General features: G+C 72.8%; 26 protein-coding genes and 1 riboswitch. Of the genes, 14 read left to right on the top strand and 12 right to left on the bottom strand.

Features of this window, described 5'->3' with window-relative positions; all coding sequences use genetic code 11:
- Window positions 1–47 precede the first annotated feature (47 nt).
- Together MTQ10_RS09715 and MTQ10_RS09710 are read right to left on the bottom strand one after the other, a co-directional pair.
- The gene (locus MTQ10_RS09715) at window positions 48–407 is read right to left on the bottom strand and encodes a hypothetical protein (protein ID WP_247464690.1); all 360 of its coding nucleotides are present in this window, start codon (window positions 405–407) and stop codon (window positions 48–50) included.
- A gap of 2 nt (window positions 408–409) precedes the next feature.
- The gene (locus MTQ10_RS09710) at window positions 410–1,159 is read right to left on the bottom strand and encodes a LytR/AlgR family response regulator transcription factor (RefSeq protein WP_247464688.1); all 750 of its coding nucleotides are present in this window, start codon (window positions 1,157–1,159) and stop codon (window positions 410–412) included.
- A 100-nt stretch (window positions 1,160–1,259) separates the two neighbouring features.
- Between MTQ10_RS09710 and MTQ10_RS09705 the strand changes: the two genes are divergently transcribed.
- The 6 genes from MTQ10_RS09705 (at window position 1,260) to MTQ10_RS09680 (ending at window position 8,822) form a co-directional block, all read left to right on the top strand.
- Window positions 1,260–1,742 carry an Lrp/AsnC family transcriptional regulator gene (locus MTQ10_RS09705; RefSeq protein WP_247464685.1) on the top strand — a complete coding sequence of 161 codons (483 nt, stop codon included), beginning with the start codon at window positions 1,260–1,262 and terminating at the stop codon, window positions 1,740–1,742.
- Window positions 1,743–1,885: 143 nt separating this feature from the next.
- Window positions 1,886–2,704: a dimethylargininase gene (ddaH, locus tag MTQ10_RS09700; RefSeq protein WP_247464682.1), complete on the top strand. Its 819-nt coding sequence runs from the start codon at window positions 1,886–1,888 to the stop codon at window positions 2,702–2,704.
- The gene (rocD, locus tag MTQ10_RS09695; protein WP_247464678.1) at window positions 2,704–3,924 is read left to right on the top strand and encodes an ornithine--oxo-acid transaminase; all 1,221 of its coding nucleotides are present in this window, start codon (window positions 2,704–2,706) and stop codon (window positions 3,922–3,924) included. Before ddaH ends, rocD begins: the two co-directional genes overlap by 1 nt.
- A gap of 215 nt (window positions 3,925–4,139) precedes the next feature.
- Complete coding sequence (locus tag MTQ10_RS09690) at window positions 4,140–6,587, top strand: SpoIIE family protein phosphatase (RefSeq protein ID WP_247464676.1); 2,448 nt, start codon at window positions 4,140–4,142, stop codon at window positions 6,585–6,587.
- A gap of 79 nt (window positions 6,588–6,666) precedes the next feature.
- A complete protein-coding gene (locus MTQ10_RS09685) occupies window positions 6,667–7,896 on the top strand; it encodes a SpoIIE family protein phosphatase (protein ID WP_247464674.1) in 1,230 nt (409 codons plus the stop codon).
- 203 nt (window positions 7,897–8,099) lie between these two features.
- Window positions 8,100–8,822: a lysophospholipid acyltransferase family protein gene (locus MTQ10_RS09680; RefSeq protein WP_247464671.1), complete on the top strand. Its 723-nt coding sequence runs from the start codon at window positions 8,100–8,102 to the stop codon at window positions 8,820–8,822.
- Between the two features lie 59 nt (window positions 8,823–8,881).
- Here the strand turns inward: MTQ10_RS09680 and MTQ10_RS09675 are convergent, their stop codons facing one another.
- From MTQ10_RS09675 to MTQ10_RS09640, 8 genes are all read right to left on the bottom strand, one after another.
- Complete coding sequence (locus tag MTQ10_RS09675) at window positions 8,882–10,516, bottom strand: alpha/beta hydrolase (protein WP_247464667.1); 1,635 nt, start codon at window positions 10,514–10,516, stop codon at window positions 8,882–8,884.
- Between the two features lie 131 nt (window positions 10,517–10,647).
- Entirely contained in the window at window positions 10,648–11,412 is a 765-nt protein-coding gene (locus tag MTQ10_RS09670; RefSeq protein ID WP_247464663.1) for an urease accessory protein UreD, read from the bottom strand.
- Window positions 11,409–12,086 carry an urease accessory protein UreG gene (gene ureG, locus MTQ10_RS09665; RefSeq protein ID WP_247464661.1) on the bottom strand — a complete coding sequence of 226 codons (678 nt, stop codon included), beginning with the start codon at window positions 12,084–12,086 and terminating at the stop codon, window positions 11,409–11,411. The genes MTQ10_RS09670 and ureG overlap by 4 nt, the downstream gene beginning before the upstream one ends.
- A gap of 324 nt (window positions 12,087–12,410) precedes the next feature.
- Window positions 12,411–13,085: an urease accessory protein UreF gene (locus MTQ10_RS09660; protein WP_247464658.1), complete on the bottom strand. Its 675-nt coding sequence runs from the start codon at window positions 13,083–13,085 to the stop codon at window positions 12,411–12,413.
- Between the two features lie 15 nt (window positions 13,086–13,100).
- Window positions 13,101–14,822 (bottom strand): urease subunit alpha, encoded by a 1,722-nt coding sequence (locus tag MTQ10_RS09655; RefSeq protein WP_247464656.1) that lies wholly within the window; start codon window positions 14,820–14,822, stop codon window positions 13,101–13,103.
- Window positions 14,815–15,126 carry an urease subunit beta gene (locus MTQ10_RS09650; protein WP_247464654.1) on the bottom strand — a complete coding sequence of 104 codons (312 nt, stop codon included), beginning with the start codon at window positions 15,124–15,126 and terminating at the stop codon, window positions 14,815–14,817. Before MTQ10_RS09650 ends, MTQ10_RS09655 begins: the two co-directional genes overlap by 8 nt.
- On the bottom strand, window positions 15,123–15,440 hold the full coding sequence (locus MTQ10_RS09645; protein ID WP_247464652.1) for an urease subunit gamma: 318 nt from the start codon (window positions 15,438–15,440) through the stop codon (window positions 15,123–15,125). The genes MTQ10_RS09650 and MTQ10_RS09645 overlap by 4 nt, the downstream gene beginning before the upstream one ends.
- Window positions 15,441–15,736: 296 nt before the next feature.
- Window positions 15,737–16,018, bottom strand: coding sequence for a type II toxin-antitoxin system Phd/YefM family antitoxin (locus MTQ10_RS09640; RefSeq protein WP_247464650.1), 282 nt, complete (start codon window positions 16,016–16,018; stop codon window positions 15,737–15,739).
- Window positions 16,019–16,949: 931 nt separating this feature from the next.
- On the opposite strand from MTQ10_RS09640, the gene MTQ10_RS09630 reads away from it, so the two are divergent.
- The 3 genes from MTQ10_RS09630 (at window position 16,950) to MTQ10_RS09620 (ending at window position 18,921) form a co-directional block, all read left to right on the top strand.
- Window positions 16,950–17,585 carry an ATP-dependent Clp protease proteolytic subunit gene (locus MTQ10_RS09630; RefSeq protein WP_247464648.1) on the top strand — a complete coding sequence of 212 codons (636 nt, stop codon included), beginning with the start codon at window positions 16,950–16,952 and terminating at the stop codon, window positions 17,583–17,585.
- Window positions 17,586–17,592: 7 nt separating this feature from the next.
- The gene (locus tag MTQ10_RS09625; protein ID WP_247464646.1) at window positions 17,593–17,901 is read left to right on the top strand and encodes a hypothetical protein; all 309 of its coding nucleotides are present in this window, start codon (window positions 17,593–17,595) and stop codon (window positions 17,899–17,901) included.
- A 364-nt stretch (window positions 17,902–18,265) separates the two neighbouring features.
- A riboswitch (cyclic di-AMP (ydaO/yuaA leader) is annotated at window positions 18,266–18,444 on the top strand.
- Window positions 18,445–18,447: 3 nt separating this feature from the next.
- The gene (locus MTQ10_RS09620) at window positions 18,448–18,921 is read left to right on the top strand and encodes a C40 family peptidase (protein ID WP_247464644.1); all 474 of its coding nucleotides are present in this window, start codon (window positions 18,448–18,450) and stop codon (window positions 18,919–18,921) included.
- A 282-nt stretch (window positions 18,922–19,203) separates the two neighbouring features.
- On the opposite strand, the gene MTQ10_RS09615 is transcribed toward MTQ10_RS09620, so the two are convergent.
- Window positions 19,204–19,668, bottom strand: coding sequence for an ATP-binding protein (locus tag MTQ10_RS09615; RefSeq protein WP_247464642.1), 465 nt, complete (start codon window positions 19,666–19,668; stop codon window positions 19,204–19,206).
- Between the two features lie 213 nt (window positions 19,669–19,881).
- Between MTQ10_RS09615 and MTQ10_RS09610 the strand changes: the two genes are divergently transcribed.
- Window positions 19,882–20,739 (top strand): helix-turn-helix domain-containing protein, encoded by an 858-nt coding sequence (locus tag MTQ10_RS09610; protein WP_247464639.1) that lies wholly within the window; start codon window positions 19,882–19,884, stop codon window positions 20,737–20,739.
- Window positions 20,740–20,748: 9 nt separating this feature from the next.
- Window positions 20,749–20,979 carry a DUF397 domain-containing protein gene (locus MTQ10_RS09605; RefSeq protein WP_247464636.1) on the top strand — a complete coding sequence of 77 codons (231 nt, stop codon included), beginning with the start codon at window positions 20,749–20,751 and terminating at the stop codon, window positions 20,977–20,979.
- Window positions 20,980–21,027: 48 nt separating this feature from the next.
- Here MTQ10_RS09605 and MTQ10_RS09600 read toward each other — a convergent pair whose 3' ends face one another.
- A complete protein-coding gene (locus MTQ10_RS09600; protein WP_247464634.1) occupies window positions 21,028–22,155 on the bottom strand; it encodes an 8-amino-7-oxononanoate synthase in 1,128 nt (375 codons plus the stop codon).
- A gap of 148 nt (window positions 22,156–22,303) precedes the next feature.
- On the opposite strand from MTQ10_RS09600, the gene bioB reads away from it, so the two are divergent.
- The 3 genes from bioB to bioD form a co-directional block, all read left to right on the top strand.
- A complete protein-coding gene (bioB, locus tag MTQ10_RS09595; protein ID WP_247464631.1) occupies window positions 22,304–23,452 on the top strand; it encodes a biotin synthase BioB in 1,149 nt (382 codons plus the stop codon).
- Window positions 23,445–24,725: an adenosylmethionine--8-amino-7-oxononanoate transaminase gene (locus MTQ10_RS09590; protein ID WP_247464627.1), complete on the top strand. Its 1,281-nt coding sequence runs from the start codon at window positions 23,445–23,447 to the stop codon at window positions 24,723–24,725. The genes bioB and MTQ10_RS09590 overlap by 8 nt, the downstream gene beginning before the upstream one ends.
- A gap of 1 nt (window position 24,726) precedes the next feature.
- Window positions 24,727–25,383: dethiobiotin synthase (bioD, locus tag MTQ10_RS09585; protein WP_247464624.1), on the top strand; the 657-nt coding region annotated here is incomplete at its 3' end.

The raw sequence follows: 25,383 nt of genomic DNA, 5'->3' as shown, positions 1-25,383 counted from the left end.
CTTCTACGTCCGCCGCGCCGAACGCAACGAACGCGACCTGGTGCGGCTCATCGGTCCTCGACCAGCCGCACCAGGTCGCGTTCGTTGCGTTCGGCGCGGCGGACGTAGAAGCGGGCGAGGAGGACGAGCGGGGCGTACAGGCAGAAGCCGAGGACGGCCCACTCCAGGCGGCGTGCCGTGGGCAGGGCGGCGAACAGCAGGGGCAGCGGGCCGACGAGCAGGACGAGGACGGCGAAGACGGTGAGGGCGGCCCGCAGTTGGGCCCGCATCAGGGAGCGGACGTAGGTGTGGCCGAGGGTGGTCTGTTCGTCGATCTCGGTGCGGGGGCGGGGCGGGACCGCGGAGCGCCGTGTGCGGCGGGGCGGTCCGGTGACGACGACGCGGCGTGCGGTGGGGTCGGGCGGCACGGTCATGTCCTCCTCATCAGCAGGTCCCGCAGTTCGCGGGCGTGGCGCCGGCTGACCTGGAGTTCCTCGCCGCCGACGACGACGCTGACGGTGCCGGCGTCGAGGCGGAGTTCTCCTATGTGGCGCAGGGCGACGAGGTGGCGGCGGTGGATGCGGACGAAGCCGCGGGCGCGCCAGCGTTCCTCCAGCGTGGACAGGGGAATGCGGACGAGATGGCTGCCGCGGTCGGTGTGCAGGCGGGCGTAGTCGCCCTGGGCCTCGACGTGGGTGATGTCGTCGACGGCGACGAAGCGGGTGACGCCGCCGAGTTCGACGGGCAGATGGTCGGGGTCGGGTTCGCTGACGGGGATACGGGGGAGGGTGCCGCGTTGTTCGGCGGCGCGGCGGACGGCTTCGGCGAGGCGTTCCTTGCGGACGGGTTTGAGGACGTAGTCGACGGCCTCGAGGTCGAAGGCCTGGACGGCGAAGTCCTCGTGGGCGGTGACGAAGACGACGAGCGGCGGGTGGGCGAATCCGCTGAGCAGCCGGGCGAGGTCGAGGCCGTCCAGGCCGGGCATCTGGATGTCGAGGAAGACGACGTCGATGGCGTCGGGGCCGTCCGGGCCGGACTCCAGGGCGCGGTTGATGCGGCGCAGTGCCTCGGTGGCGTCGCCGGCGCCCTCCACGCTGCCGATGCGCGGGTCGGCGCCGAGGAGGTAGAGCAGTTCCTCCAGCGAGGGGCGTTCGTCGTCGACGGCGAGGGCGCGCAGCATGAACGGTGAGTGTAGGAGGAATCCGCCGTGCTGGACATGCCCGCGCAGCGTCCCTCGCGCGGACGGGGGCCGGCGGGTCGGTGCTGGATACAGTGCCCGCATGAACAGCAGGAGCGCCTCGTTCGACGAGCTCGACCGGAAGATCATCACCGCGCTCATGGCGAACGCCCGTACGAGTTTCGCGGAGATCGGTGCCGCGATCGGGCTGTCCGCGACGGCGGTGAAGCGGCGCGTGGACCGGCTGCGGGAGCTGGGTGTGATCACCGGGTTCACGGCGACGGTGAAGCCGTCGGCGCTGGGCTGGCGTACCGAGGCGTATGTGGAGGTGTACTGCGAGGGGGCGGCGCCGCCCAGGCGGCTGGCGGAGGTGGTGCGCAACCATCCGGAGATCACCGCGGCGATGACGGTGACGGGCGGGGCGGACGCGCTGCTGCATGTGCGGGCGCGGGACGTGGAGCACTTCGAGGAGGTGCTGGAGCGCATCCGGGCCGAGCCGTTCATCCGGAAGACGATCAGTGTGATGGTGCTGTCGCATCTGATCCCGGAGAGTCCGGAGGCGGGCGCGAGCCAGCCCGCGCCATGAGGCGCAGCAGACCTGCGTGGACCTGCTCGAATACGCAGCATCACTGCGTGAACGCGCAGCTTTCGTTCCTTGTCGCCCGTCTCGGTCAGTTCCTACCGTGGTGTCAACCCTCAGTCGACACCAGGAAGCGGAGGAACCCCTCTGTGCCCGAGAGCCGTGTGCCGCGCCGGCGGCGCTTCCTCGTCTGCGAACCCAGACATTTCGCCGTGCAGTACGCGATCAATCCCTGGATGCATCCCGACACCCCGGTGGACGTCGATCTCGCCCAGGAGCAGTGGCAGTCACTGGTCCGCGCCTACGAGGCGTACGGGCACACGGTCGACGCCGTGGAGCCCGCGCCCGGGCTGCCGGACATGGTCTTCGCCGCGAACTCGGCGTTCGTGGTCGCGGGCCGGGTGTTCGGCTCGCGTTTCCACGCCCCGGAGCGGCGCCCGGAGTCCGCGCACTACGAGACGTGGTTCAAGGCGGCCGGATACGACGTGTACCGGCCGGAGAACACCTGTGAGGGCGAGGGCGACCTCGTCTGGACGGGCAAGTACGTGCTGGCCGGTCATGGTTTCCGCACGACGCGGGAGGCGCACCGGGAGGCGCAGGAGTTCTTCGGTCACCCGGTGATCAGCCTGACGCTGGTCGATCCGCGGTTCTACCATCTGGACACGGCCCTGTTCGTCCTGGACGACGAGGGCGACGGCAACATCGCGTACTACCCGGAGGCGTTCTCCGCGGGCAGCCGCGAGGTGCTGGAGCGGCTGTACCCCGACGCGGTCCTGGCCACCCGTGACGACGCGCTCGCGTTCGGGCTGAACTCGGTGTCCGACGGCCGTCATGTCTTCATCGCGCCGCAGGCGGAGACGCTCGCCGCGCGTCTCGACGCCCATGGTTACGTCCCCGTCCCCGTCGACCTGTCGGAGTTCCGCAAGGCCGGCGGCGGCATCAAGTGCTGCACCCAGGAGATCCGCTGATGACCGCACCCGCCCCCACCCGTTCCTCCGCCGAGCTGATCCGGGCGGAGGAGCCGGTCCTCGCGCACAACTACCACCCGCTGCCCGTGGTCGTGGCCCGCGCCGAGGGCACCTGGGTCGAGGACGTCGAGGGCCGCCGCTACCTCGACATGCTGGCCGGCTACTCGGCGCTCAACTTCGGCCACCGCCATCCGGCGCTGATCGAGGCCGCGCACCGCCAGCTGGACCGGTTGACGCTGACCTCCCGGGCGTTCCACAACGACCAGCTCGCCGAGTTCGCTGAGCGGCTGACGGCGCTGACCGGGCTGGACATGGTGCTGCCGATGAACACCGGCGCGGAGGCGGTGGAGAGCGGCATCAAAGTGGCCCGCAAGTGGGCGTACGACGTGAAGGGCGTGCCCGCCGACCGGGCGACGATCGTGGTCGCGGCGGAGAACTTCCACGGCCGTACGACGACGATCGTGTCGTTCTCCACGGACGAGACGGCGCGGGCCGGGTTCGGTCCGTTCACGCCGGGCTTCCGGATCGTGCCGTACAACGATCTGGCCGCGATGGAGGCGGCGATCGACGAGACGACGGCCGCGGTGCTGCTGGAGCCGATCCAGGGCGAGGCCGGTGTGATCATCCCGGACGACGGCTATCTGGCCGGGGTGCGCGCGCTGACCGAGCGGGCCGGGTGTCTGCTGATCGCGGACGAGATCCAGTCGGGTCTCGGCCGCACCGGCCGTACCCTCGCGGTCGAGCACGAGGGCGTCGTGCCGGACGTGCTGCTGCTGGGCAAGGCGCTCGGCGGCGGCATCGTGCCGGTGTCGGCGGTGGTGGCGCGCCGGGAGGTGCTGTCGGTGCTGCACCCGGGCGAGCACGGTTCGACGTTCGGCGGCAATCCGCTGGCCGCGGCGGTCGGCACGGCCGTGGTGGAGCTGCTGGAGACGGGCGAGTACCAGCGCCGTGCGGCGGAGCTGGGTGTCGTGCTGCGCGGCGGGCTGCACCGGCTCGTCGGCCGGGGCGTGGTCGGTTTCCGGGCCCGCGGGCTGTGGGCGGGCGTGGACGTCGACCCGGCGATCGGCACGGGCCGGGAGGTCAGTGAGCGGCTGATGGGCGAGGGCGTCCTGGTCAAGGACACCCACGGCTCCACGATCCGGCTGGCGCCGCCGCTGACGATCACCGCGGAGGAGCTGGAGTCGGCGCTCGCGTCCCTGGAGAAGGTGCTGGGGGCCTGAGCGGCGGATGCCGGGGCCGACGGCACCCGGCACGGGCCGCGGCCCGGGTTCCCGGACCCGGGCCGCGGCCCTTCGCTCACCCGCCGCTGCCTCGCTGCGAGGTCCCTTCGCCCGGGTTGCCGCACTCGGCGCCCGACCACCCGGCAGACCGCCGCCCTCAGGGCGAAGATGGGACAAGTGGTGATGGACCACTCTCGGCGACAGAGAGGTCGGTCGTGGGCGCATTCGAGGAGCGGGACGGGGTCCCCCGGCGGTTCGACGTGGCCGACGCCGCGCCCCTGCTGCTGGATGCGCGGGGCGCGGTCGCCGGGTGGACGACGGAGGCACACCGGCTGCTGGGCCACACCACCGACGAGATCGCCGGGCGCGGCTTCGCCGAGCTGCTGGCCGGGCAGGACGCGGCGCGTGTCCCGGAGCTGCTGGAGCGGTGCCGCAAGCAGGGCGGCTGGGCCGGGCTGCTCATGGCCCGCAGGGCCGACGGCGGCACCCTGCGGGTGATGGCCCGGCTGACCTCCGCGCACCCCGCGGACGGTCCCCCTCGGTGGCTGGTGCTGCTGTCGGACGCGGACGGGGAGCCCGGCTGGAACATGAGCCGCGCGGTGCTGGAGCGGCTGGTCGCGGACTCCCCCGTCGGCATGGCGATCGTGGACACGGACCTCAGGTTCGTGTGGTCGAACGCGGCGCTGTCCCAGTTCGGCGGCGGCCCGCCCGAGCAGCGTCTGGGTCTGCGGCTGGCCGAGGTGCAGCCGGGGCTGGACGCGCAGGCCGTCGAGGAGCAGATGCGGCGGGTGCTGGCGACCGGTGAGCCGGTCACCGGCTTCGAGCATGTGGGGCATCTGCGGTCGGCGCCGGACCGCGAGACGGCCCACATGCTGTCGTTCACGCGGCTCGACGACGACCTCGGCCGTCCGATGGGCGTGTACTACACCGTCGTGGACGTCTCCGACCGGCATCGCGCCCGCCGCCGGCTCGCGCTGATGGACCGGGCCGGTGAGCACATCGGCCGCACTCTGGACATCGGCAGCACCGCGCAGGAGCTGGCCGAAGTGGCGGTGCCGGATCTGGCGGACTTCGTCGCCGTGGACCTGCTGGAGGACGTGCTGCGCGGTGCCGAGCTGCCCGGCACGACGGAGCGGGGCGTGCCGCTGCGGCGGGCGGCGTACCAGCGGGCGCATCCGGGGGTGCCGGAGGCGGTCTTCCATGTGGGTGAGGTGGTGTCGTATCTGCCGGACTCCCCTCCGGTGCGGGTGCTGGCATCCGGGCGGTCCTGGCGCGAGGAGCGGCTGGACCCGCTGGCCCGGGAGTGGGCGATCGGCGCGGACGGCAGGCCGCAGTCGACGTTCCAGGAGCTGGGCCTGCACAGTGTGATGATCGTGCCGGTCCGGGCGCGGGGTGTGACGCTGGGCGTCACCACGTTCTTCCGGCGGCACGGGCAGCAGCCCTTCGACGACGAGGATCTGAGTCTGGCGGAGGACCTGGTGGCGCGGGCGGCGGTGTGCGTGGACAACGCGCGGCGCTACACGCGTGAGCGGGACGCCGCCCTGGTGCTCCAGCGCAATCTGCTGCCGCACCGGCTGCCGGAGCAGGACGCGGTGGAGGTGGCGGCCTGTTACCGGCCGGCGGACGAGCTGATCGGGCTGGGCGGCGACTGGTACGACCTGATCCCGCTGTCGGGGGCGCGGGTCGCGCTGGTGGTGGGCGAGGTGCCGGGACACGGCATCGTCGCGGCGGCGGCGATGGGCCGGCTGCGCACGGCGGTGCGGACGCTGGCCGCGCTGGATCTGCCGCCGGAGGAGGTGCTGGCCCATCTGGACGACCTGGTGGGCCGGTCGGCCGGGGAGGCGGGCGCGGCCCCGGAGGAGGGGAACGTGGACGCGTTGTGCGTCGGTTCGGGCTGTGTGTACGTGGTGTACGACCCGGTCGAGGGCCGGTGCGCGATGGCCGCGGCGGGCCATCCGGCGCCCGCGGTGATCACCCCCGAGGGGAGGGTGACGTTCCTGGAGCTTCCGCAGGGTTCGCCGCTGGGAGCGGGCGGCCCGCCGTTCGAGTCGGTGGAGCTGGACCTCGCGGAGGGCAGCACGCTCGCGCTGCACACCGACGGGCTGCTGGCGCACGGCGAGCAGTGGGCGGTGGACGCCGACCGGGACCGGCTGGAGCGGGCGCTGCTGCGGCACAGCGGCTCGCTGGAGACCCGCTGCCGTGCGGTGGTGGAGGATCTGGTGCCGTCCCGGCCGCACGACGACGTGGCGCTGCTGATGGCCCGTACGCGCCGGCTGGACCGCGGCAGGGTGGCGACCTGGGAGCTGCCGCGGGATCCGGCGGCGGTCGCCGACGCGCGCAGAACGGCGGCGCGCCAGCTCGCCGCGTGGGATCTGGACGAGCTGGCGTTCACCACGGAACTGGTCGTCAGCGAGCTGGTCACCAACGCCATCCGGTATGCGGCGGGGCCGATCCGGCTGCGGCTGATCCGGGAGCGGGCGCTGGTGTGCGAGGTGTGCGACGGCGGCGCCACCGCGCCGCATCTGCGGCATCCGCGGGCCACCGACGAGGGCGGGCGGGGGCTGCTGCTGGTCTCGCAGTTCACGCAGCGGTGGGGCACCCGGTTCGTGCCCGAGGGGAAGATCATCTGGGCGGAGCAGCCCCTGGCCGAGGGCGGGACATGACCGGCCGCCCGCGGTGCGGCGCCCCGGGTCCGGCCGGTCGGGTGCCGGCGCGGACGGGGCGGCGGACGGGACGTGCGCGATGACGGAGAGACCGATCGACTACGCGGCGGTGTTCCGCTGTCTGCCCGGGATGGTGGCGGTGCTGACGCCGGGGCTGGTGTTCGCGGACGTCAACCCGGAGTTCCTGCGGGGCACGGGGCGCTCGCGCGATCAGGTCGTCGGACGCCACATCTTCGATGTGTTCCCGGACAACCCCGGCGACCCGGCGGCCACCGGCATGCGCAATCTGGAGGCGTCGCTGAACCGCGTGCTGGCCACGGGTGAGCGGGACGCCATGGCGTTGCAGCGTTACGACGTGGAGCGGCCCGGGCGGCCGGGCGACTGGGAGGCGCGCTACTGGAGCGCGGTGAACACGCCGGTCCTCGGTCCGGAGGGCGCGGTGGTGCTGCTGGTGCACCGTGTGGAGGACGTCACGGAGCTGATCCGGTCGCGGGGCGGCCGGGCGGGCGGCCGGGCGCGGGTGCTGGAGGCGGAACTGTACACGCGGGCGCGGGAGTTGCAGGAGCTGAACGAGCGGCTGCGCAGGGCGCACGCCCGGGAGCGCGAGGTGGCGCTCGCCCTTCAGGCGGCGATGCTCCCGACGCGGCCTCAGGTGCGGCACGAGGCGATCGCCGTGCGGTACCGGCCGGCGGTCGGCGCGCTCAATGTGTGCGGGGACTGGTACGACCTGATCGACCTGGTCGGCGGCCACCGGATCGGTGTGTCGGTGGGGGACGTGGTGGGGCACGGGCTGGAGGCGTCGTGTGTGATGGGCCAGTTGCGCAGCGCGCTGAGCGCCGCGTCCCGGGTGGCGGCGGGGCCGGGGCAGGCGCTGGACGTGCTGGGGCGGTACGCGCATGTGGTGGAGGGCGCCGAATCGGCCACGGCGGTCACCACGTTCATCGACTTCGACCGGCACACCGTCACCTACAGCAGTGCCGGGCATCCGCCGCCCGTGCTGGTGCACGCCGACGGCCGGGTGGAGTTCCTCGACGGTGCCACCGACCCGCCGCTGGACGCGCATCCGGACCCTCTCCCCCGCGTGCAGGCGGTCACTTCCTTCGCGCGGGGCGCGACGCTCGCGCTGTACACCGACGGCCTGGTGGAACGCCGTCAGGAGGACATCGACGTCGGTCTGGCCCGGCTCGCCGCGGCGTTGCGGACGCATCGCGCGGCCGATCCGGAGAGCCTCGCGGACGCGGTCCTGACGGAGCTGCTGCCGCCGGACGGCGCGACGGACGACACGGCGCTGGTGATCGTCCGGCTGTGACGGTCCGGGCCGCGGCCCGGCCACGGAACGATCACGCCAACGGGTGCCGGGCGGGGTTGATCCCTACCGGCGGGTAGCGGTTGGGTGGTGCCGCGGCCATCCCCGACCGCACGTACTCCACCTACACTGGCACCCCACAACAGGCCGGTTGACCTGCGAGGACGCGGCGGCTCAGCCGATCCGCCCGAGTGAGGAGCGACCCCTTGTTCTACTACCTGCTCAAGTACGTGCTGCTGGGACCGCTGCTGAAACTGCTCTTCCGCCCCCGGATCGAGGGCCTGGAGCATGTCCCGGCGACGGGTCCGGCCATCGTCGCGGGCAACCACCTGTCGTTCTCGGACCACTTCCTGATGCCGGCCGTCCTCAGGCGCCGCATCTCGTTCCTCGCCAAGCGCGAGTACTTCACCGGGCCCGGCATCAAGGGCCGGCTGATCGCGGCGTTCTTCCGCAGCGCGGGGCAGATCCCGGTGGACCGCTCCGGCCGGGAGGCGGGGCAGGCCGCGATCCAGGAGGGGCTCGGGGTGCTGCGCAAGGGCGAGTTGCTCGGCATCTACCCGGAGGGCACCCGTTCGCACGACGGCCGGCTGTACAAGGGCAAGGTCGGGGTGGCGGTGATGGCGCTGCGGGCCGGGGTGCCGGTGGTGCCGTGCGCGATGATCGGCACGTTCGAGGCGCAGCCGCCCGGGAAGGTCGTGCCGCGTCTGCATCCGGTCGTCATCCGGTTCGGCCGGCCGCTGGACTTCTCCCGCTATGCCGGCATGGAGAACGAGAAGGCGGTGCTGCGGGCCGTCACGGACGAGATCATGTACGCGATCCTGTCGCTGTCGGAGCAGGAGTACGTCGACCAGTACGCGGCGGTCGCCAAGGCCGAGCAGGCGGCGAAGGCGGAGAAGGAACGCAGGTTCCGGCGGCTTCCGTCGAGCTGACGGGGCGTCGGGCGAAGGGGCGGCCGGGCCGGTCCGGCCACCCCTCGCGTGCGCTGCGGTTACGGCTGCGGCGTGGCGTGCGGTGCGCAGGTCACGTCGGCGCGGTCGAGCTTCCCGGTGAGCAGGTAGGCGTCGACCCTGGTGTTGATGCAGGGGTTGGTCAGCCCGGTCACGCCGTGGGAGCCGGCGTTCTTCTCGGTGATCAGCCGGGAGCCCTTGAACCGCTTGTGCAGTGCGACGGCTCCGGCGTAGGGGGTGGCGGCGTCCCGGGTGGACTGGACGATCAGCACGGGCGGCAGGCCCTTGTGGGTGCGGACCTCGACCGGGGTGTGCTGCTTGGCCGGCCAGGTCGCGCAGGGCAGGTTCATCCAGGTGTTGGCCCAGGTCATGAACGGGTGGTCGCGGTGCAGCCGGGTGGTGTCGCGGTCCCACTTCTTCCAGCTGGTGGGCCACTTGGCGTCGGCGCACTCGACGGCCGTGTACACGGCGTTGCTGTTCTCGCTCGCGATGTTGCCTGCGGTGTCCGTCAGGTCGGGCGCGGCGGCGTCGACGAGCGCCTGGGTGTCACCGGCGACGTACTTGCTGAAGACGGTGGCGACCGGCACCCACGCGGAGTCGTAGTAGGGGGCGCTCTGGAAGAAGTTGATCAGCTCGGCCGGGCCGATGATCCCGCCGATGGGGTTCTTCTTCGCGGTGGCGCGCAGCTGGAGCCACTTGGCCTGGACGGCGGCGCGCGTGGTGCCCAGGTGGAAGGTGGCGTCGTTGCGGGCCACCCAGTCCTGCCAGTCCTTCCAGCGGGCCTCGAAGGCGACGTCCTGGTTGAGGTTGGCCTGGTACCAGATGTTCTCCCGGGACGGATCGACGACGCTGTCGACGATCATGCGCCGCACGTGGCCGGGGAACAGGGTGCCGTAGACGGCGCCGAGGTAGGTGCCGTAGGAGACTCCCAGGAAGTTGAGCTTCTTCTCGCCGAGCGCGGCACGGATGACGTCGAGGTCACGCGCGGTGTTCGCGGTCGTCATGTGCGGCAGCATCCAGCCGCTGCGTTCACGGCAGCCGTCGGCGTACTCGCGAGCGAGCTTGCGCTGGGCCCGCTTGTCGGCCTCGGAGTCGGGCACCGGGTCGGCCTTGGGCGCCTTGACGAACTCCTGCGGGTCGATGCAGGAGATGGGCGTGGAGTGGCCGACGCCGCGCGGGTCGAAGCCCACGAAGTCGTACGCCTTGGCCACGTTCGCCCACAGCGGGCTCTTGGTGGTGACGCGGCGCGGGAAGCGCAGTCCGGAGCCGCCGGGGCCGCCGGGGTTGTAGAGCAGGGCGCCCTGGCGCTCGGCTTCGGTGCCGGTGTTGCCGATACGGTCCACGGCGAGCTTGATCTGCTTGCCGTAGGGCTTCGCGTAGTCGAGCGGGACCGTGACCCAACCGCACCGGATCGGCTTCTCCAGGCCCCAGTCGGCGGGGCAGTCCCGCCACTGGATGCCGGTCTTCGCGGCCCGTGCCGCGGCGATGGCGGTGCCGCGCGCCTGAAGGTCCTGAGTGCCGCGCGCCTGAAGGTCCTGCGCGGTGCGGCCACCGGCGCCGCTCGTGGTGGCGCTGGCGTTCGGCGCGACGACCGCTCCGGCCATGAGCGCCGCCGCGGCAAGCGCACCTGCCGAACTGACCACTGCCGTACGCCTTTTCGGTCTGCTGGCGAGCAAGTGGGCTCTCCCCCTACCTGGTTGTGAAGTGGTACGGGGGATCCTCGCGGCTGTGAGCCGGCTGAGAACAGGGGCGGTGACCCTTCTTTGCCAATCCGATAACCGGATGATCCGCCACGCTCAGCGAACTGTCAGCCGGCCGCGGCGAGTCCGTCGTCCAGCAGCCGCCGCAGCCGCAGCCCGTCCGCCGCCACGGCGGTCACGAGCGCGGCGGGCCCGGCCAGCGGCAGGACGGCACACGTGTCCCCGATCCGCCGGGACGTCACCGGACGCTCCGCGAACTCCGGTCGTACGACGACGATCTGACCGACCGCCCGATGCCCTGCCAGCACGGCGGGACCGTCCCACCCGCCGGGAGCGCCTGGCCCGCAGTCCAGCTCCTGGTCGAGCAGACACACCCCGCCCGCGCACACCGTGAGACGGCTGATCAGCCGCCCGGGTTCCTCCCCGGCCCTGCCGAGGATCTGCTCCTCCCTCAGCACCAGCCGACCGCCGGCCTCGACCTCCGCCGTGGTGCGCATCCGCAGACGGCTTCCCCGGACGGAGATCAGCGGCTCCGGCATCCAGCACACCTCGGCCCCGGCCGCGACCCGCACCCGCACGTCGTAGCGGGCCTCGCCCTCGCCCTGCCCCGGCAGGGCGAGCGTGGCCGCGGCCGACTGCACGCGCAGCCGTGCCCCCGCCTCCGCCTCGGCGTCCACCCGGAAGCGGTCCCCGTCGTGCGGCCCGCTCATCGCGCCGACGAGGACGACCCGCGCCTCGTCACCGCTCCCCCGCGTGCGCCGCAACGCGAGGGGGCCGTCGCTCTCCAGGACGGGAAGACAGGTGCCGCCCGCCTCCCTCCGCCGGGCGAGGACGCGTGCGCGGGCCCGCACCCCGCCGCCGGTGCCGCTCATGCCGTCCACGCGGCGAGCCGGTCCCGCACCCAGTCGGCGACGTCCGCGACGCCCCGCTCACCGCGCAGCGACTGGAACACGACGGGCAGTCCGGCGCGCTGCGCCTCGGCGTCGGCGGCCATCCGGGCGAGGTCGGCGCCGACGTGGGGGGCGAGGTCGGTCTTGTTGACGACCAGCAGATCGGCCGTGGTCACGCCGGGGCCGCCCTTGCGCGGGATGTCGTCGCCGCCGGCGACGTCGATGACGAAGATCTGCGCGTCGACGAGCCCCTTGGAGAAGGTCGCGGTGAGGTTGTCCCCGCCGGACTCCACCAGGACCAGGTCCAGCGGCCCGACCTCGTCCTCCAGATCCTCCACCGCCTCCAGGTTGGCGGAGATGTCGTCGCGGATCGCGGTGTGCGGGCAGGCCCCGGTCTCCACGGCGGTGATCCGCTCGGGCGGCAGCACGGCCTCCCGCAGCAGGAACTCGGCGTCCTCGCGCGTGTAGATGTCGTTGGTGACGACGGCCAGGGACAGCTCGTCGCGCAGCGCCCGGCACAGGGCGGCGACAGTGGCCGTCTTCCCGGACCCCACGGGCCCGCCGAGCCCCACCCGGTACGCCCGCCGCCGCCCGTCCGCGCGCCGGGCGTCGGCGCTGAGGGCGGCGGGGTGCGGGTCGGTGTGGTCGAGATGCATGGGGAGAGTCCTCACGTGGTGGGCGGGTCGAGCTCGGGGATGCGGAAGACGGGGCCGGATCGGATCGGGAAGGTGCGGCGGGCACGGACCGGGAGGACGCGGCGGGGTACGGGTCAGGAGGCCGCGGCGGTCACGGATCGGCAGGCGCGGCGGGTACACGTTCGGACGGGCGTTGCGGGTCCGGCAGGGCATCGCGGGTCCGGATGGGCAACGCGGGTCCGGATGGGCAACGCGGGTCCGGATGGGCAACGCGGGTCCGGATGGGCGCTGCGGGTCCGGCGCCTGCGCCTCGGGCCGGGTGCTGCGGCGGCCGGGGCGGCCCCGCTACGACGCGAACAGCCGTACCGCCCATGCCGCGTGCACCTCCCCGCCGATCTCCAGCAGGGGCGCCCCCGCCGCCGGCAGCGCGCCGCAGCCGTCGTGCCGTACCCGTGCCGCCGCCTCCACCGCCGCGTCGGCCACCCGGTCCAGCTCGGGCGCGAGCCGGGCGAGGACACGGGTCGCGTCGAAGGGGTCGAGGCCGAGCAGCCGTACCGTCGCCGTGGCCGGTCCGCTCACGCTCTCGTACGCCGCGCAGTGCGCCGCGTCCGCCGGCCCGAGCCCTGCGGCCCGCGCGGTGAGACCGAGGACGACCGGCTGGTGGGCGCCCTTGGGGAACTCCCGTGCCAGTGCGTCGAGTTCGTCCGAGGGCCACACCGCCCGCGCGGCCCGCGTCAGTTGCCGCCCCAGTCTGCGGGCGGCGGCCCGCAGCGCGGGGGACGCGGTCCGGGCGTCGGCGGCTGCGTCCAGATCCGTGGGCGGCACGCCGAGCGCAGCCGCGGCGGAGAGCGACGCGGCGACGAGTCCGGCGGTGTGCAGCCGGCCCCGGCAGAAGTCCTCCAGGTCGCCCGCGCCGGTGATCCGGCCGGCTTTGACGGCTTCCTCCGCTCCGCCGGAATGCGCGTGCCCGCCGGCCGGGAACCGCCCGTCGGCGAGGACGAGGAGTGCTGCTCGTGACATGGGTGAGTCCGGCTGTCAGAAGAGGAAGTACCGCTGCGCCATGGGCAGTTCAACCGCCGGTGCCGCCTCGACGAGTTCTCCGTCGATGTGCACGGCGAAGCTGTCGGGGTCGACGCGGACCTCCGGCCGGGCGTCGTTCTCGCGCATGTCGGCCTTGGTGATCCGCCGTGTGCTGTCGATGGCGACGAACCGTTTCCCGACGGCCACCCGGTCGGGCAGCCCGTCCTCCAGCGCCGGACCGGCGACGAAGTTGACGGAGTTCGACGCGGGCGCCCGCCCGATCGCCCCGTACATCGGCCGGGGCAGGACGGGCTGCGGGGTGGGGACGGAGGCATTGGCGTCGCCCATCTGCGCCCAGGCGATCTGGCCGCTCTTGAGCACGAGGAGGGGTTTCACGCCGAAGAACGCCGGGTCCCACAGCACGAGGTCGGCGAGTTTGCCGCTCTCGACGGACCCGATCTCCCGGGCGAGTCCCTGGGCGAGCGCCGGGTTGATCGTGTACTTGGCGACGTACCGCCGCACCCGCCGGTTGTCGGCGCGCCCGTCGCCGGGCAGGGCGCCGCGCCGGCGTTTCATCACATGGGCGGTCTGCCACGTGCGCAGGACGACCTCGCCGACGCGGCCCATGGCCTGGGAGTCGCTGGAGATGATCGAGATGGCGCCCAGGTCGTGGAGGATGTCCTCGGCGCCGATCGTCGTCGGCCGGATGCGGGACTCGGCGAAGGCGAGGTCCTCGGGCACGGCCGCGTTGAGGTGGTGGCACACCATCAGCATGTCGAGGTGTTCCTCGGCGGTGTTGACGGTGAAGGGCCGGGTCGGGTTGGTGGAACTGGGCAGGACGTTCGGCTCGGAGACGACGGTCATGATGTCGGGTGCGTGGCCGCCGCCCGCGCCTTCGGTGTGGTAGGCGTGGATGCCCCGTCCGGCGATCGCGGTCAGGGTGTCCTGCACGAACCCGGCCTCGTTCAGGGTGTCCGTGTGGATGGCGATCTGGACGCCGGTGCGGTCGGCGACGGTGAGGGCCGCGTCGATGACGGCGGGGGTCGATCCCCAGTCCTCGTGGAGCTTCAGACCGAGGGCGCCGCCGCGGATCTGGGAGAGCATCGCCTCGTGGGAGACGGTGTTGCCCTTGCCGAGGAGGCCGATGTTCAGCGGGTACTGATCCATCGCCTCGAACATGCGGGCGAGGTGCCAGGGTCCGGGGGTGACGGTCGTCGCCTTGGATCCCTCGGCGGGCCCGGTGCCGCCGCCGACGAGGGTGGTGATGCCGCAGGAGAGGGCCTCGTCGGCGATCTGCGGGCAGATGAAGTGGACGTGGGCGTCGATGGCGCCGGCGGTGAGGATGCGGCCGTTGCCGGCGATGACCTCGGTCTCGGGGCCGATCACCAGGTCGGGGTGGACGCCGTCCATGGTGTCGGGGTTGCCTGCCTTGCCGATGCCGGTGATCCGGCCGTCGCGGATGCCGACGTCGGCCTTGACGACGCCCCAGTGGTCGACGATCACCGCGCCGGTGACGACCGTGTCCGGGGTGCCGTCGGCACGGGTGGCGCGGGACTGGCCCATCGACTCGCGGATGACCTTGCCGCCGCCGAAGACGGCCTCGTCGCCGGCGCGGCCGGGCCCGCCGCTGCGGTCCTCCTCGATCTCGATCAGCAGGTCGGTGTCGGCGAGGCGGATGCGGTCACCGGTGGTGGGGCCGAACAGGTCGGCGTAGGCGGCACGGGAGATCTCAGGCATCGAGGGCACCTCCGGTCTCTCCGCGCAGCCCGGGAACGACTCGGGCGCCGGCCAGAGGGACGAGTTCCACCTCGACGGGGATGCCGGGTTCGAAGCGTACGGCGGTACCGGCGGCGACGTTGAGCCGCTTGCCGCGAGCGGCGGCGCGGTCGAAGCTCAGGCCGGGGTTGGCCTCGGCGAAGTGGTAGTGGGAGCCGACCTGGACGGGCCGGTCGGCGGCGTTGAGGACGGTGAGCCGGGTGACGTCGCGGCCCTCGTTGAAGGGGACCGGGTCGTCGGCGAAGAGGATCTCTCCGGGAATCATGGGCGGGCCTCTCGGACGATCGGCTCGTGGACGGTGACCAGCTTCGTGCCGTCGGGGAACGTCGCCTCGACCTGGACCTCGTGGATCATCTCGGGGACGCCTTCCATGACGTCGTCCCTGGTGAGGAGCTTGCGGCCGGATGCCATCAGCTCGGCGACGGTACGGCCGTCACGTGCGCCCTCGAGGATGTGGGAGGTGATCAGAGCGACCGCCTCGGGATGGTTCAGCTTCAGCCCCCGGGCCCGGCGCTTCTCCGCGACATCGGCCGCCACATGGATCAGCAGCCTCTCCTGCTCGTGCGGGGTCAGTTGCACGTCCCACCTCACTCCTCGCTCCGGGCCGTGCGGAGCCCGGTTGCCGCAGCCACCGCGACGGGGCGGGGGGTCGCACACGGCAGGGCGACTCGCGGACAAGTGGCCCGACCGGGACCGTTCGGGAACGAAAACCCCTGGTGGCGTGGAGGGGCAGGCTAGTTCGCCGGCGTTTCGGAGACGTTAACGCGGTGCGGGCGGGACCGGAGGGAACTCGGGGCGGGCGAAAGGGGCGGCCACGCGTGGCGGGCGGAACTGGAAAAACTCAGGGTGTGGGCAGGAGGGCCACACCGTACGGCTCAGGACGGGCCGTGCCCCCGGTGTTCCGCGGTGATGCCGAAGCCGCGGCGTTCCTGCGGGACGGACCCGACCTCGCGCACGGCGGTGACCGAGCCGATCACCTGGCCCTCGGCGGGGGCGGCGTCCAGCTCTTCCAGCCGCCGCAGGTCGTCGGCGGAGACGAGGGCGACGAGGGGCTTGCCGTGCCGGGTGACGACGACGCGCTCACCGCCGTAGACCACCTGGTTGATCAGGTCGGCCAGTTCGGCCCTGGCTTGCGTCACCGGAATCTCGTAGGCCATGTCCCCAGCTTACGGGGCGGGCCGCACAGGCCCCCGGTCTGCGACGGGACCGAGCGGGCGCGGGCACCCGGGCGGCCTGCCGGGTGGCTCGGCGGGCGCCGTGCCGCCCGGAGGGGTGGAAGCTGCTAACGATTTTCTGGTCATTCGTGGTCACTGACCTCGTACGGGACATCACCGAAGTCCTCACGTCGATGTGCGCGCGCCTGTACGGGCGGCGGGCGGGGATGAGCCGGGCCGCTCGCGCGGTGGCCGTGGCAACCGGCGAGGACGCCGGAGGAAGACGTTCCGTCCGCAGCCCGGGTTCGTCGTGCAGGCGTACCGGTATGCGCTGGACCCGAACGCCACCCAATAACGGGCCCTGCGCTCGCACTGTGGTGCCGCCCGCGCTGCCTGCAACCGGGCTGTCGCACGGGTGTCCGCGTCGCGGTGGCAGCGCAGGGCCGAGGAGTCCTACGGCGCGCCTGACGCTGCGTCGACGGACGGAACGGCGGCCGTGGTCGCTGCCGTCGCTGCGGAAGGCGTCCGACGAGGCCGAGCACACCGAGACGACCCGGTGCCGCCGTTGTACCGGCCGATGATCTCGACGGTGGCCGGGGCCGCCTTCTCGAAGATCTCCCGTGGTGAATCGTCCGCCGGGGCCGCTTGCGCGGCCGTACCACCGAGAACCGTCACGAGAACGGCGGGGCCGGCGAGAGAGCGGCTCTGAGATTCCTGCGCACGATACGAGCCTTCCGACGACGGGCGACCCGCCCCGAGTCCGATCCGCCCCGGAACGAGCGGTACGAGATCAGGACAGGTGCGCCGGTCCGGCCTGTCCTGCGCGAGCGATCCCTTCCCCGGCCCCGGACCCCCCTCCCCCTGTACTGTACGTCCTGTACATTTTTTACAGAAGAGGTGTCCAGGTGCGGCGCTGCCGCGAGAGGGGTGTGCCATGACCCGACCGACCGCCCGTCACGTCCTGCCGGAGTTCACCGAACGCACGACGTCCGGGGCGCGGACGACGGACCCGTACTCGAAGCTGGCCGAGGGACGGATCGTCTTTCTCGGCACGCCGGTCGACGACACCGTCGCCGACGACCTGACGGCGCAGTTCATGTACCTCGAACACCTGGCCCCGGACCGGGACATCGCGCTCTACATCAATTCGCCGGGCGGCTCGCTGACCGCCATGACGGCCGTCCACGACACGATGCGGTACGTCTCCTGCGACGTGGAGACCGTCTGCCTGGGCCAGGCCGGTCCCGCCGCGGCCGTGCTGCTCGCCGCGGGCACGCCCGGCAAGCGCGCGGTGCTGCCGGGTGCGCGGGTGACGATCCGGCAGCCGGCGCTGACCGAGCCGGTGGAGGGGCAGGTGAGCGACCTCGTCGTCCACGCGGGCGAGCTGGCCCGCAGCCGGTCCCTGCTGGAGGAGCTGCTGGCCCGGTACACCGGGCACAGCCGGGAGCGGATCCGCGAGGACATCGAGCGGGAGCTGATCCTCGACGCGCGGGCGTCGGTGGAGTACGGCCTCGCCGACCGCGTCCTCGAACGCCGCCGACCCGTGTCCGCGCCGCCGGCCGGGCGGTGAGCCGGGGATGCTGCCTCCGGAGCTTCCGGCACTGCCCGCGCTGACCCGCGCGGAGGGCGAGCTGATCGACCGTTATCTGGAGGTCGTCGACCTGCTGGGCCGGATCAACCCGGCGCGTGAGGGCTCCACCTACCGGGCGCTGCGCGCGGCGCAGGCCCTGGCGGGCCGGGCGGTCGCGCTGCGTGACACGCTCACGCTGATGCACGAGCGGGGCGAGACGGAACTGCACGGGGCGACCCTCGCGCGGGCGCTCAGGGTGCTGGACGGTGAGCGCCGCACCGCGCGGGTCACGATCGCTCCGCGCTCCGACAGTTGACGTCTTGGCAACGGTGCCCGCTCTGGACCGGTGGTCGTGCGACGGTCCGGCCGGGGCTCAAACGCGCCGAACGACGGTCCCCCCGCCGGAGTAGGATCGGCTCCCTTTTCGGGGGCTCCGGTGTTGCGCGTTCCGCCGCGCCGAGGGACGGATGCGAGGGTTCCGCCGCTGGTCGCGGGGTGGTCGGGCGGGTGGACAAGGCATCGGATCGAGGCCCTGTCCACCCGAACGGGCGAGTGGTGAGCAACACCACACATCCCCGGTTCCGTTGGGATTTTCCGACACATGTGAGTGAAGATCCCTGTCTGACGACAAGCCCCCGCCAGCAGAGGCGGGGCGGTCCGGGCGGACGCCGAGTCCTGCCGCCGCCCGGATGCCCGGTCGACAGGAGTGGATCGGCAGGAGTGGAGGACCCAGGCAAGGCGGGCCGACGGGACGTCAGTTCCGAGCGGTCCTTGGGGTGAAGCCGCGTCCGCGCGGCCGGGCTACTTCGCCGGCCCGAATCCGACAGGTCATCCTTCACAGGCGGCTGACGAAGGGTTGCGCATGACTGCGCTCAATCGTGTCCCGTCCCTCATGGCCCGGGCCGGCACCGCCTCGGCCCTGACCCTCGCCGCCGTGGGCGGCTCCATCGTGGTGCCCGGTCTCGCGTCCGAGGCCGCCGCCGCGACGCCGGCGACGAAGGCGTTGCAGGTGGCCGCGTCCAAGAAGGGCGCGCCGTACAAGTGGGGTGCCACGGGCCCGCGGAGGTTCGACTGCTCCGGGCTGACGCTGTACTCGTACAAGAAGGCCGGCAAGAAGCTGCCGCGCACCGCGGCCCAGCAGTACAACAAGACCCGTCATGTCTCCGCCACCAACCGAAAAGCCGGTGACCTGGTGTTCTTCCACTCGGGGGGCTACGTCTACCACGTCGGTATCTACGCGGGGAAGGGCAAGATCTGGCATGCGCCGAAGACCGGGGACGTGGTCAAGCTGCAGAAGATCTGGACGAAGAGCGTCTGGTACGGGCGCGTGAGCTGATCCGCCCGGGGCGGTGACGGTGCCCTGACCGCCCTCACCGCCCCGGGACCTCGCCTGGCGGCTGCCCCGGGCCCGTCGCGGGCTTCGGGCGGCCTGCGGACGTTCCTCGGGGCGTACGACGGTCCCGTGGACGGTTCCGGGACCGGTACGGCCCGCAGAGCGGCGCGGGCCCCGTGCCGCCCGAGGTCGGCGCAGGGCCCCTGCGTGGCGGCCTGCCGGGATTCCCCCGCCGGGCGTGGCCCGCCGAGGCACGGGGCCGGCGCGGCGGCCTGCCGCCCGACGTCACGGCTCCTGCTGCTGTGCCGCCGTCGGTACGGGCTCGACGGCGGGCAGGACCCAGGGCAGCACGATGGAGACCGTCTTGCCGCCCTCCCTGGTGGGACGCACGCTGAGCTTCCCCCCGCACTCCACGGCCAGCCATCTGATGATCACCATTCCTCGGCCGTTGTCCTGCTGGACGGCGGCCGGCAGCCGTTTGGGGAAGCGGGGGTGGCTGTCGGTGACCCCGATGCGCAGGTGTTCGTCACGGTCGAGCACCATGTCCACCGTGAAGGTGGGCGACTGCCCGAAGGTGTGCTGCACGGAGTTGGTCGCGAGCTCGGAGACGATCAGCCGGACGGTGTCGGCCACCTCGGTGTCCGCCGGCATGCCCCATTCCCCGAGAGTGCCGACGACGAATGTGCGGGCCGCGGAGACCGAGGCGGGATCGCTCGGCAGAGTGACGGATGCTTCCAGGTGGTCTGCCATGGCGACGTCGTCCCTTTCCCACGGGACCGCGGTCCGGCACGAGGCGGCTGGGTGGAATACGGTCCCGGACTGGTGCTTCGCCCGCCAGACTGCCATCAGACGGACCGTCACGGGTGGCGATCCACCAAGATATGCATATATCTGTCGCTCGAAGCGGTGAACTCTGCCACGGCAGACCGTATTCGGGCGGCCCGGACAGAGTAAGGAGACCGCATGCAGCACGGTCCCGCGGTGCGTCGCCGGAAACTCGGCGCCGAGCTGCGCGCCCTGCGTGCCGACGCGGGGCTCACCAGTGGCGAGGCGGCCCGGCTCGTGGGCTGGCACCAGTCGAAGGTCAGCCGGATCGAGACGGGCACGAGCGGCGTGAAACCGTCCGATGTGCGGTTACTCCTGGACGCCTACGGGGTCGACGACCGGCAGTTGCGGGAACTGCTGCTGGTGCTGTCCGGGGCCGGTGACGGGCGCCGGGACCACTGGTGGCAGGCCTACCGGGGCGTACTGCCGCCCACGTACCGGGACTTCATCAGCCTGGAGTCCCAGGCCAGCGCGATGCGCACCCTGGAGACCTCCGTGGTGCCCGGACTGCTCCAGACCCCCGAGTACGCCCGCGCGGTGACCCGGGCCGCCGTCGGCGCGGTCGACGAGGAGCGGCTCGACACCCTGGTGGAGGTACGACTGGCCAGGCAGGACGTGCTGCGTGCCGACCCCCCGCTCGCGCTCAGCGCGGTCCTGGACGAGGCGGTGCTGCACCGTGAGGTGGGCGGCCCGCAGGTGATGGCCCGCCAGCTGAGGCGCCTGGTGGAGGCGGCACGACTGCCCCAAGTGCAGCTCCAGGTGCTGCCGTTCACAGCGGGGGCGCATATCGGCATCACCGGGCCTTTCGTTATTTTGTCATTTCCGAGCACTTCTGATCTGGACGTGGTTGTTCTCGACCACTTGACGAGTAGCCTCTACCTGGAGCGGAAAGAAGACCTCCGGGCCTACACGGAGGCCTTCGACTCCCTCCGGATCCACGCCCTTTCCCCCGAGGACTCGTTGGATTACATCGCCGCGATGAGTGACGGCGCGTAAGGAGGCACCATGTCCGCACTGCCTCGGAACGTACCTTCCAGCAACGAACTGCACGGCGTGCGGTGGCTGCGCAGCAGCTACAGCACGGGCGCCAACAACTGTGTCGAGACAGCCCGGCCGGCAATGGGGCCGTTCGCCGGGCTGCTCGCCGTACGCGACTCGAAGGACCCGGCCGGGCCCGCGCTGCTCTTCTCCCCCGGGAGCTGGGCGGAGTTCACGGCCGCGGTGAGCCGGTTCTGACCCGGTTCTCACCGGTCGAGGAGCAGGACGCGGCCGTGGTCCGCCGATTCACGGCCGTGTCCGTCCGATGACCCCGACCGCGTGCGCGATCTGCGCCTCCGTCAGATCGGCGCGCGCTGTCAGCCGCAGCCGGGAGACGCCGTCCGGCACGGACGGTGGGCGGAAGCAGCCGACGCCGAGCCCCGCGGCGCGGCAGTCCGCCGCCCACCGCACCGCCTGCTCCGGGGACGGGGCACGCACGGAGACGACCGCGGCGTCGGGGCGTACCGCCTCGTGACCGTCGGCCGTCAGGCGGGCGTGCAGTTCGCTCGCCACCGTGCGTGCCCGCGCCGCCCTCTGCGGTTCGCGGCGCAGCAGCCGCAGCGCGGCGAGGGCCGCACCGGCCGCCGCGGGCGCGAGGCCCGTGTCGAAGATGAACGTGCGGGCCGCGTTCACCAGATGGTCGATCACCCGGGCCGGGCCGAGCACGGCCCCGCCCTGGCTGCCCAGCGACTTGGACAGTGTGAGCGTCACCACCACGTCGTCGGCGCCCGCGAGGCCCGCCGCGTGCGCGGCGCCGCGCCCCCCGTCGCCGAGGACACCGAAGCCGTGCGCGTCGTCCACCACCAGCCCGGCGCCCCGGGCGCGGCACACCTCCGCCAGCTCCGCCAGCGGGGCCGCGTCCCCGTCGACGGAGAAGACCGTGTCGGAGACGGCGACGGCCGGGCCGTCGTGCGTGGCCAGCGCCTTCCGCACGGCCTCCGGGTCGCGGTGGGCGACGACCTGGGTGGTGCCGCGGGCGAGCCGGCAGCCGTCGATCAGGGAGGCGTGGTTGCCCGCGTCGGAGACGATCAGGGAGCCGTGCGGGGCGAGCGCGGTCACCGCGGCGAGGTTGGCCGCGTACCCGGAGGAGAACACCAGCGCGGCCTCGACGCCGCAGAAGGCGGCCAGTTCCCGTTCGAGTTCCGCGTGCAGCTCGGTGCTGCCGGTGACGAGCCGGGAACCGGTGGCCCCGCCGCCCCACTCCCGCGCGGCCCGCGCTGCGCCCTCGGTCACCTCCGGATGCTGGGCCAGCCCCAGATAGTCGTTGCCGGCGAGATCCAGCAGCGGACTGTCCGCGGGGCGGGGCCTGAGGGTCCGTACGAGTCCGGCGCGCCGGCGCAGCTCCGCCTGCTCGTCGATCCAGCCGAACGCCATGGGGCCCTCCGTCGTTCTGTAGGCAGCTCACAGACCCTAGCGGGCCGACAAGCCGCCCACTGTGTGGCAATACCCACACGTCGAACCGGTCAGAGTTGTCCGGTGCCTCCTTGGCCCGGGGGCCTCGCGTAGGACAGGATCGGACCCCATGGACCTGCTGAACACGCTGGTGGACAAGGGGCTGCGGCGCGAGCAGCCGACCCGTGAGGAAGCGCTCGCCGTCCTCGCGACCTCCGACGACGAACTGCTCGACGTGGTGGCCGCGGCCGGCAAGGTGCGCCGGCACTGGTTCGGCCGCCGGGTGAAACTCAACTACCTGGTCAACCTGAAGTCCGGGCTGTGCCCGGAGGACTGCTCCTACTGCTCCCAGCGGCTGGGCTCCAAGGCCGACATCCTGAAGTACACCTGGCTCAAGCCCGACGAGGCGTCCAAGGCGGCCGCGGCCGGGCTGGCCGGCGGCGCCAAGCGGGTGTGCCTGGTGGCGTCCGGGCGCGGGCCCACGGACCGGGACGTGGACCGGGTCTCCGAGACCATCAAGGCGATCAAGGACCAGCACGAGGACGTCGAGGTGTGCGCCTGCCTCGGTCTGCTCTCGGACGGGCAGGCGGAACGCCTGCGGGAGGCCGGCGCCGACGCCTACAACCACAACCTGAACACGTCCGAGGCGACGTACGGGGACATCACCACCACGCACACCTACGCCGACCGTGTCGACACCGTGCGGAAGGCGCACGCGGCCGGTCTGTCGGCATGCTCGGGGCTGATCGCCGGCATGGGTGAGAGCGACGAGGACCTGGTCGACGTGGTGTTCTCGCTGCGCGCGCTGGACCCGGACTCGGTGCCGGTGAACTTCCTCATCCCGTTCGAGGGCACGCCGCTGGCGAAGGAGTGGAACCTCACCCCGCAGCGCTGCCTGCGCATCCTGGCGATGGTCCGGTTCGTCTGCCCGGACGTCGAGGTGCGCATCGCGGGCGGCCGTGAGGTGCATCTGCGCACGATGCAGCCGCTCGCCCTGCACCTGGCCAACTCGATCTTCCTCGGTGACTACCTCACGTCGGAGGGCCAGGCCGGCAAGGCCGACCTGGAGATGATCGCGGACGCCGGTTTCGAGGTGGAGGGCGCCGGCGAGGTGACCCTGCCCGAGCACCGGGCGCAGGCGGGCGGCGGCTGCGGCTCGCACGAGGGCGGCGGGGTCTGCGGCTCGGCCGCCGCCGCGCCGTCGCCGGCCGAGCCGCGCACCGACCTGGTCGCCGTACGCCGCCGTGGTGCCGGAACCGACGTCGCGCCCAATGCCTGAGCCGCGCGTCGCCGAGCTGCTGGAACTGGACCGGCGGCATGTGTGGCACCCGTACGGCCCGATGCCCGGGCAGACCGAACCGCTCGTCGTGGAGTCGGCGAGCGGGGTGCGGCTGCGCCTCGCCGACGGCTCGGGCGAGCTGGTCGACGGGATGTCGTCGTGGTGGTCGGCGATCCACGGCTACAACCACCCGGTGCTGAACGAGGCGGCCACCGAGCAGCTGGCCCGCATGAGTCATGTCATGTTCGGCGGGCTCACCCACGAGCCCGCCGTGCGGCTGGCGAAGAAGCTGGTCGACCTCACACCGGACGGGCTGGAGCATGTGTTCCTCGCCGACTCGGGGTCGGTGTCGGTCGAGGTCGCCGTCAAGATGTGCCTGCAGTACTGGCGTTCGCTGGGCCGCCCGGCCAAGCAGCGGCTGCTGACCTGGCGGGGCGGCTACCACGGCGACACCTGGCAGCCCATGTCGGTGTGCGACCCGGACGGCGGCATGCACGAGCTGTGGTCCGGGGTGCTGCCCCGGCAGGTGTTCGCGGAGGCACCGCCCGCCGAGTACGAGGAGTCGTACGCGGCCCACCTGCGGGACATGATCGCCCGGCACGCGCACGAACTGGCGGCGGTGATCGTCGAACCGGTGGTGCAGGGCGCGGGCGGGATGCGCTTCCACTCCCCCGCTTTTCTGCGGGTGCTGCGCGCGGCGTGCGACGAGCACGACGTGCTCCTCGTCCTCGACGAGATCGCCACCGGCTTCGGCCGCACGGGCGAGCTGTTCGCCGCCGGCCACGCCGGCGTCACCCCGGACGTGATGTGCCTGGGCAAGGCCCTGACCGGCGGCTACATGACGATGGCGGCCACCCTGTGCACGCCCAGGGTCGCCGAGGGCATCTCGCGGGGCGAGGTGCCGGTGCTGGCTCACGGCCCGACGTTCATGGGCAACCCGCTCGCGGCGGCGGTGGCCTGCGCCTCGATCGACCTGCTCACCTGCCAGGACTGGCGCGGTGAGATCACCCGCATCGAAACGGGCCTGCGCACGGGCCTCTCCGAGGCCGCGTCGATCCCCGGAGTGAAGGACGTCAGGGTCCTGGGCGCGATCGGCGTGGTCCAGCTCGACCACCCGGTGGACATGCGGTCGGCGACCCGGGCGGCCGTACGGGAGGGCGTGTGGCTGCGCCCGTTCCGCGACCTCGTGTACACGATGCCGCCGTACGTCACCGGCGACGAGGACGTCGCCAGGATCGCCCGCGCGGTCTGTGCTGCGGCACGGGAGGGCTGAGATGTCGGTCCTGGTGATCACCGGCACGGGCACCGAGGTGGGCAAGACGGTCACGACGGCCGCGGTCGCCGCGTCGGCGCTGGCCGCGGGCCGCAAGGTGGCCGTGCTGAAGGCCGCGCAGACGGGCGTACGGCCCGACGAGCGCGGCGACGCCGACGAGGTGGCCCGTCTCGCCGGGCCGGTGACGGCTGCCGAGCTGGCCCGCTATCCCGAGCCGCTGGCCCCGAACACGGCGGCGCGACGCGCCGGCATGGAACCGGTGCGCCCGCACGAGATCGCCGAGGCCGCCGCCAAGCTGGCCACGGAACACGATCTGGTGCTGGTGGAGGGCGCGGGCGGGCTCCTGGTCCGCTTCGACGAGTCCGGCGGCACCCTCCTCGACGCGGCCCGGCTCCTCGCGGCACCCGTGCTGGTCGTGGCCACGGCCGGCCTCGGCACCCTGAACACCACCGAGCTGACGGCACGTGAACTGCGCCGCCACGACCTCGAACTGCTCGGCCTGGTGATCGGCAGCTGGCCGAAGAACCCCGACCTGGCCTGCCGCTGCAACCTGGCCGACCTCCCCGAGGTGGCCGCGGCCCCCCTCCTCGGCGCGCTCCCGGCAGGCGCGGGCACCCTCACCCCCACCGCCTTCCGCGCAACGGCCCCCACCTGGCTC

This window comes from Streptomyces sp. XM83C (genome assembly GCF_023072675.1).
GTDB lineage: Bacteria > Actinomycetota > Actinomycetes > Streptomycetales > Streptomycetaceae > Streptomyces > Streptomyces thermocoprophilus.
The sequence above is the reverse complement of the archived record's forward strand: the minus strand, read 5'-3'. Positions and strand labels throughout refer to the sequence as shown.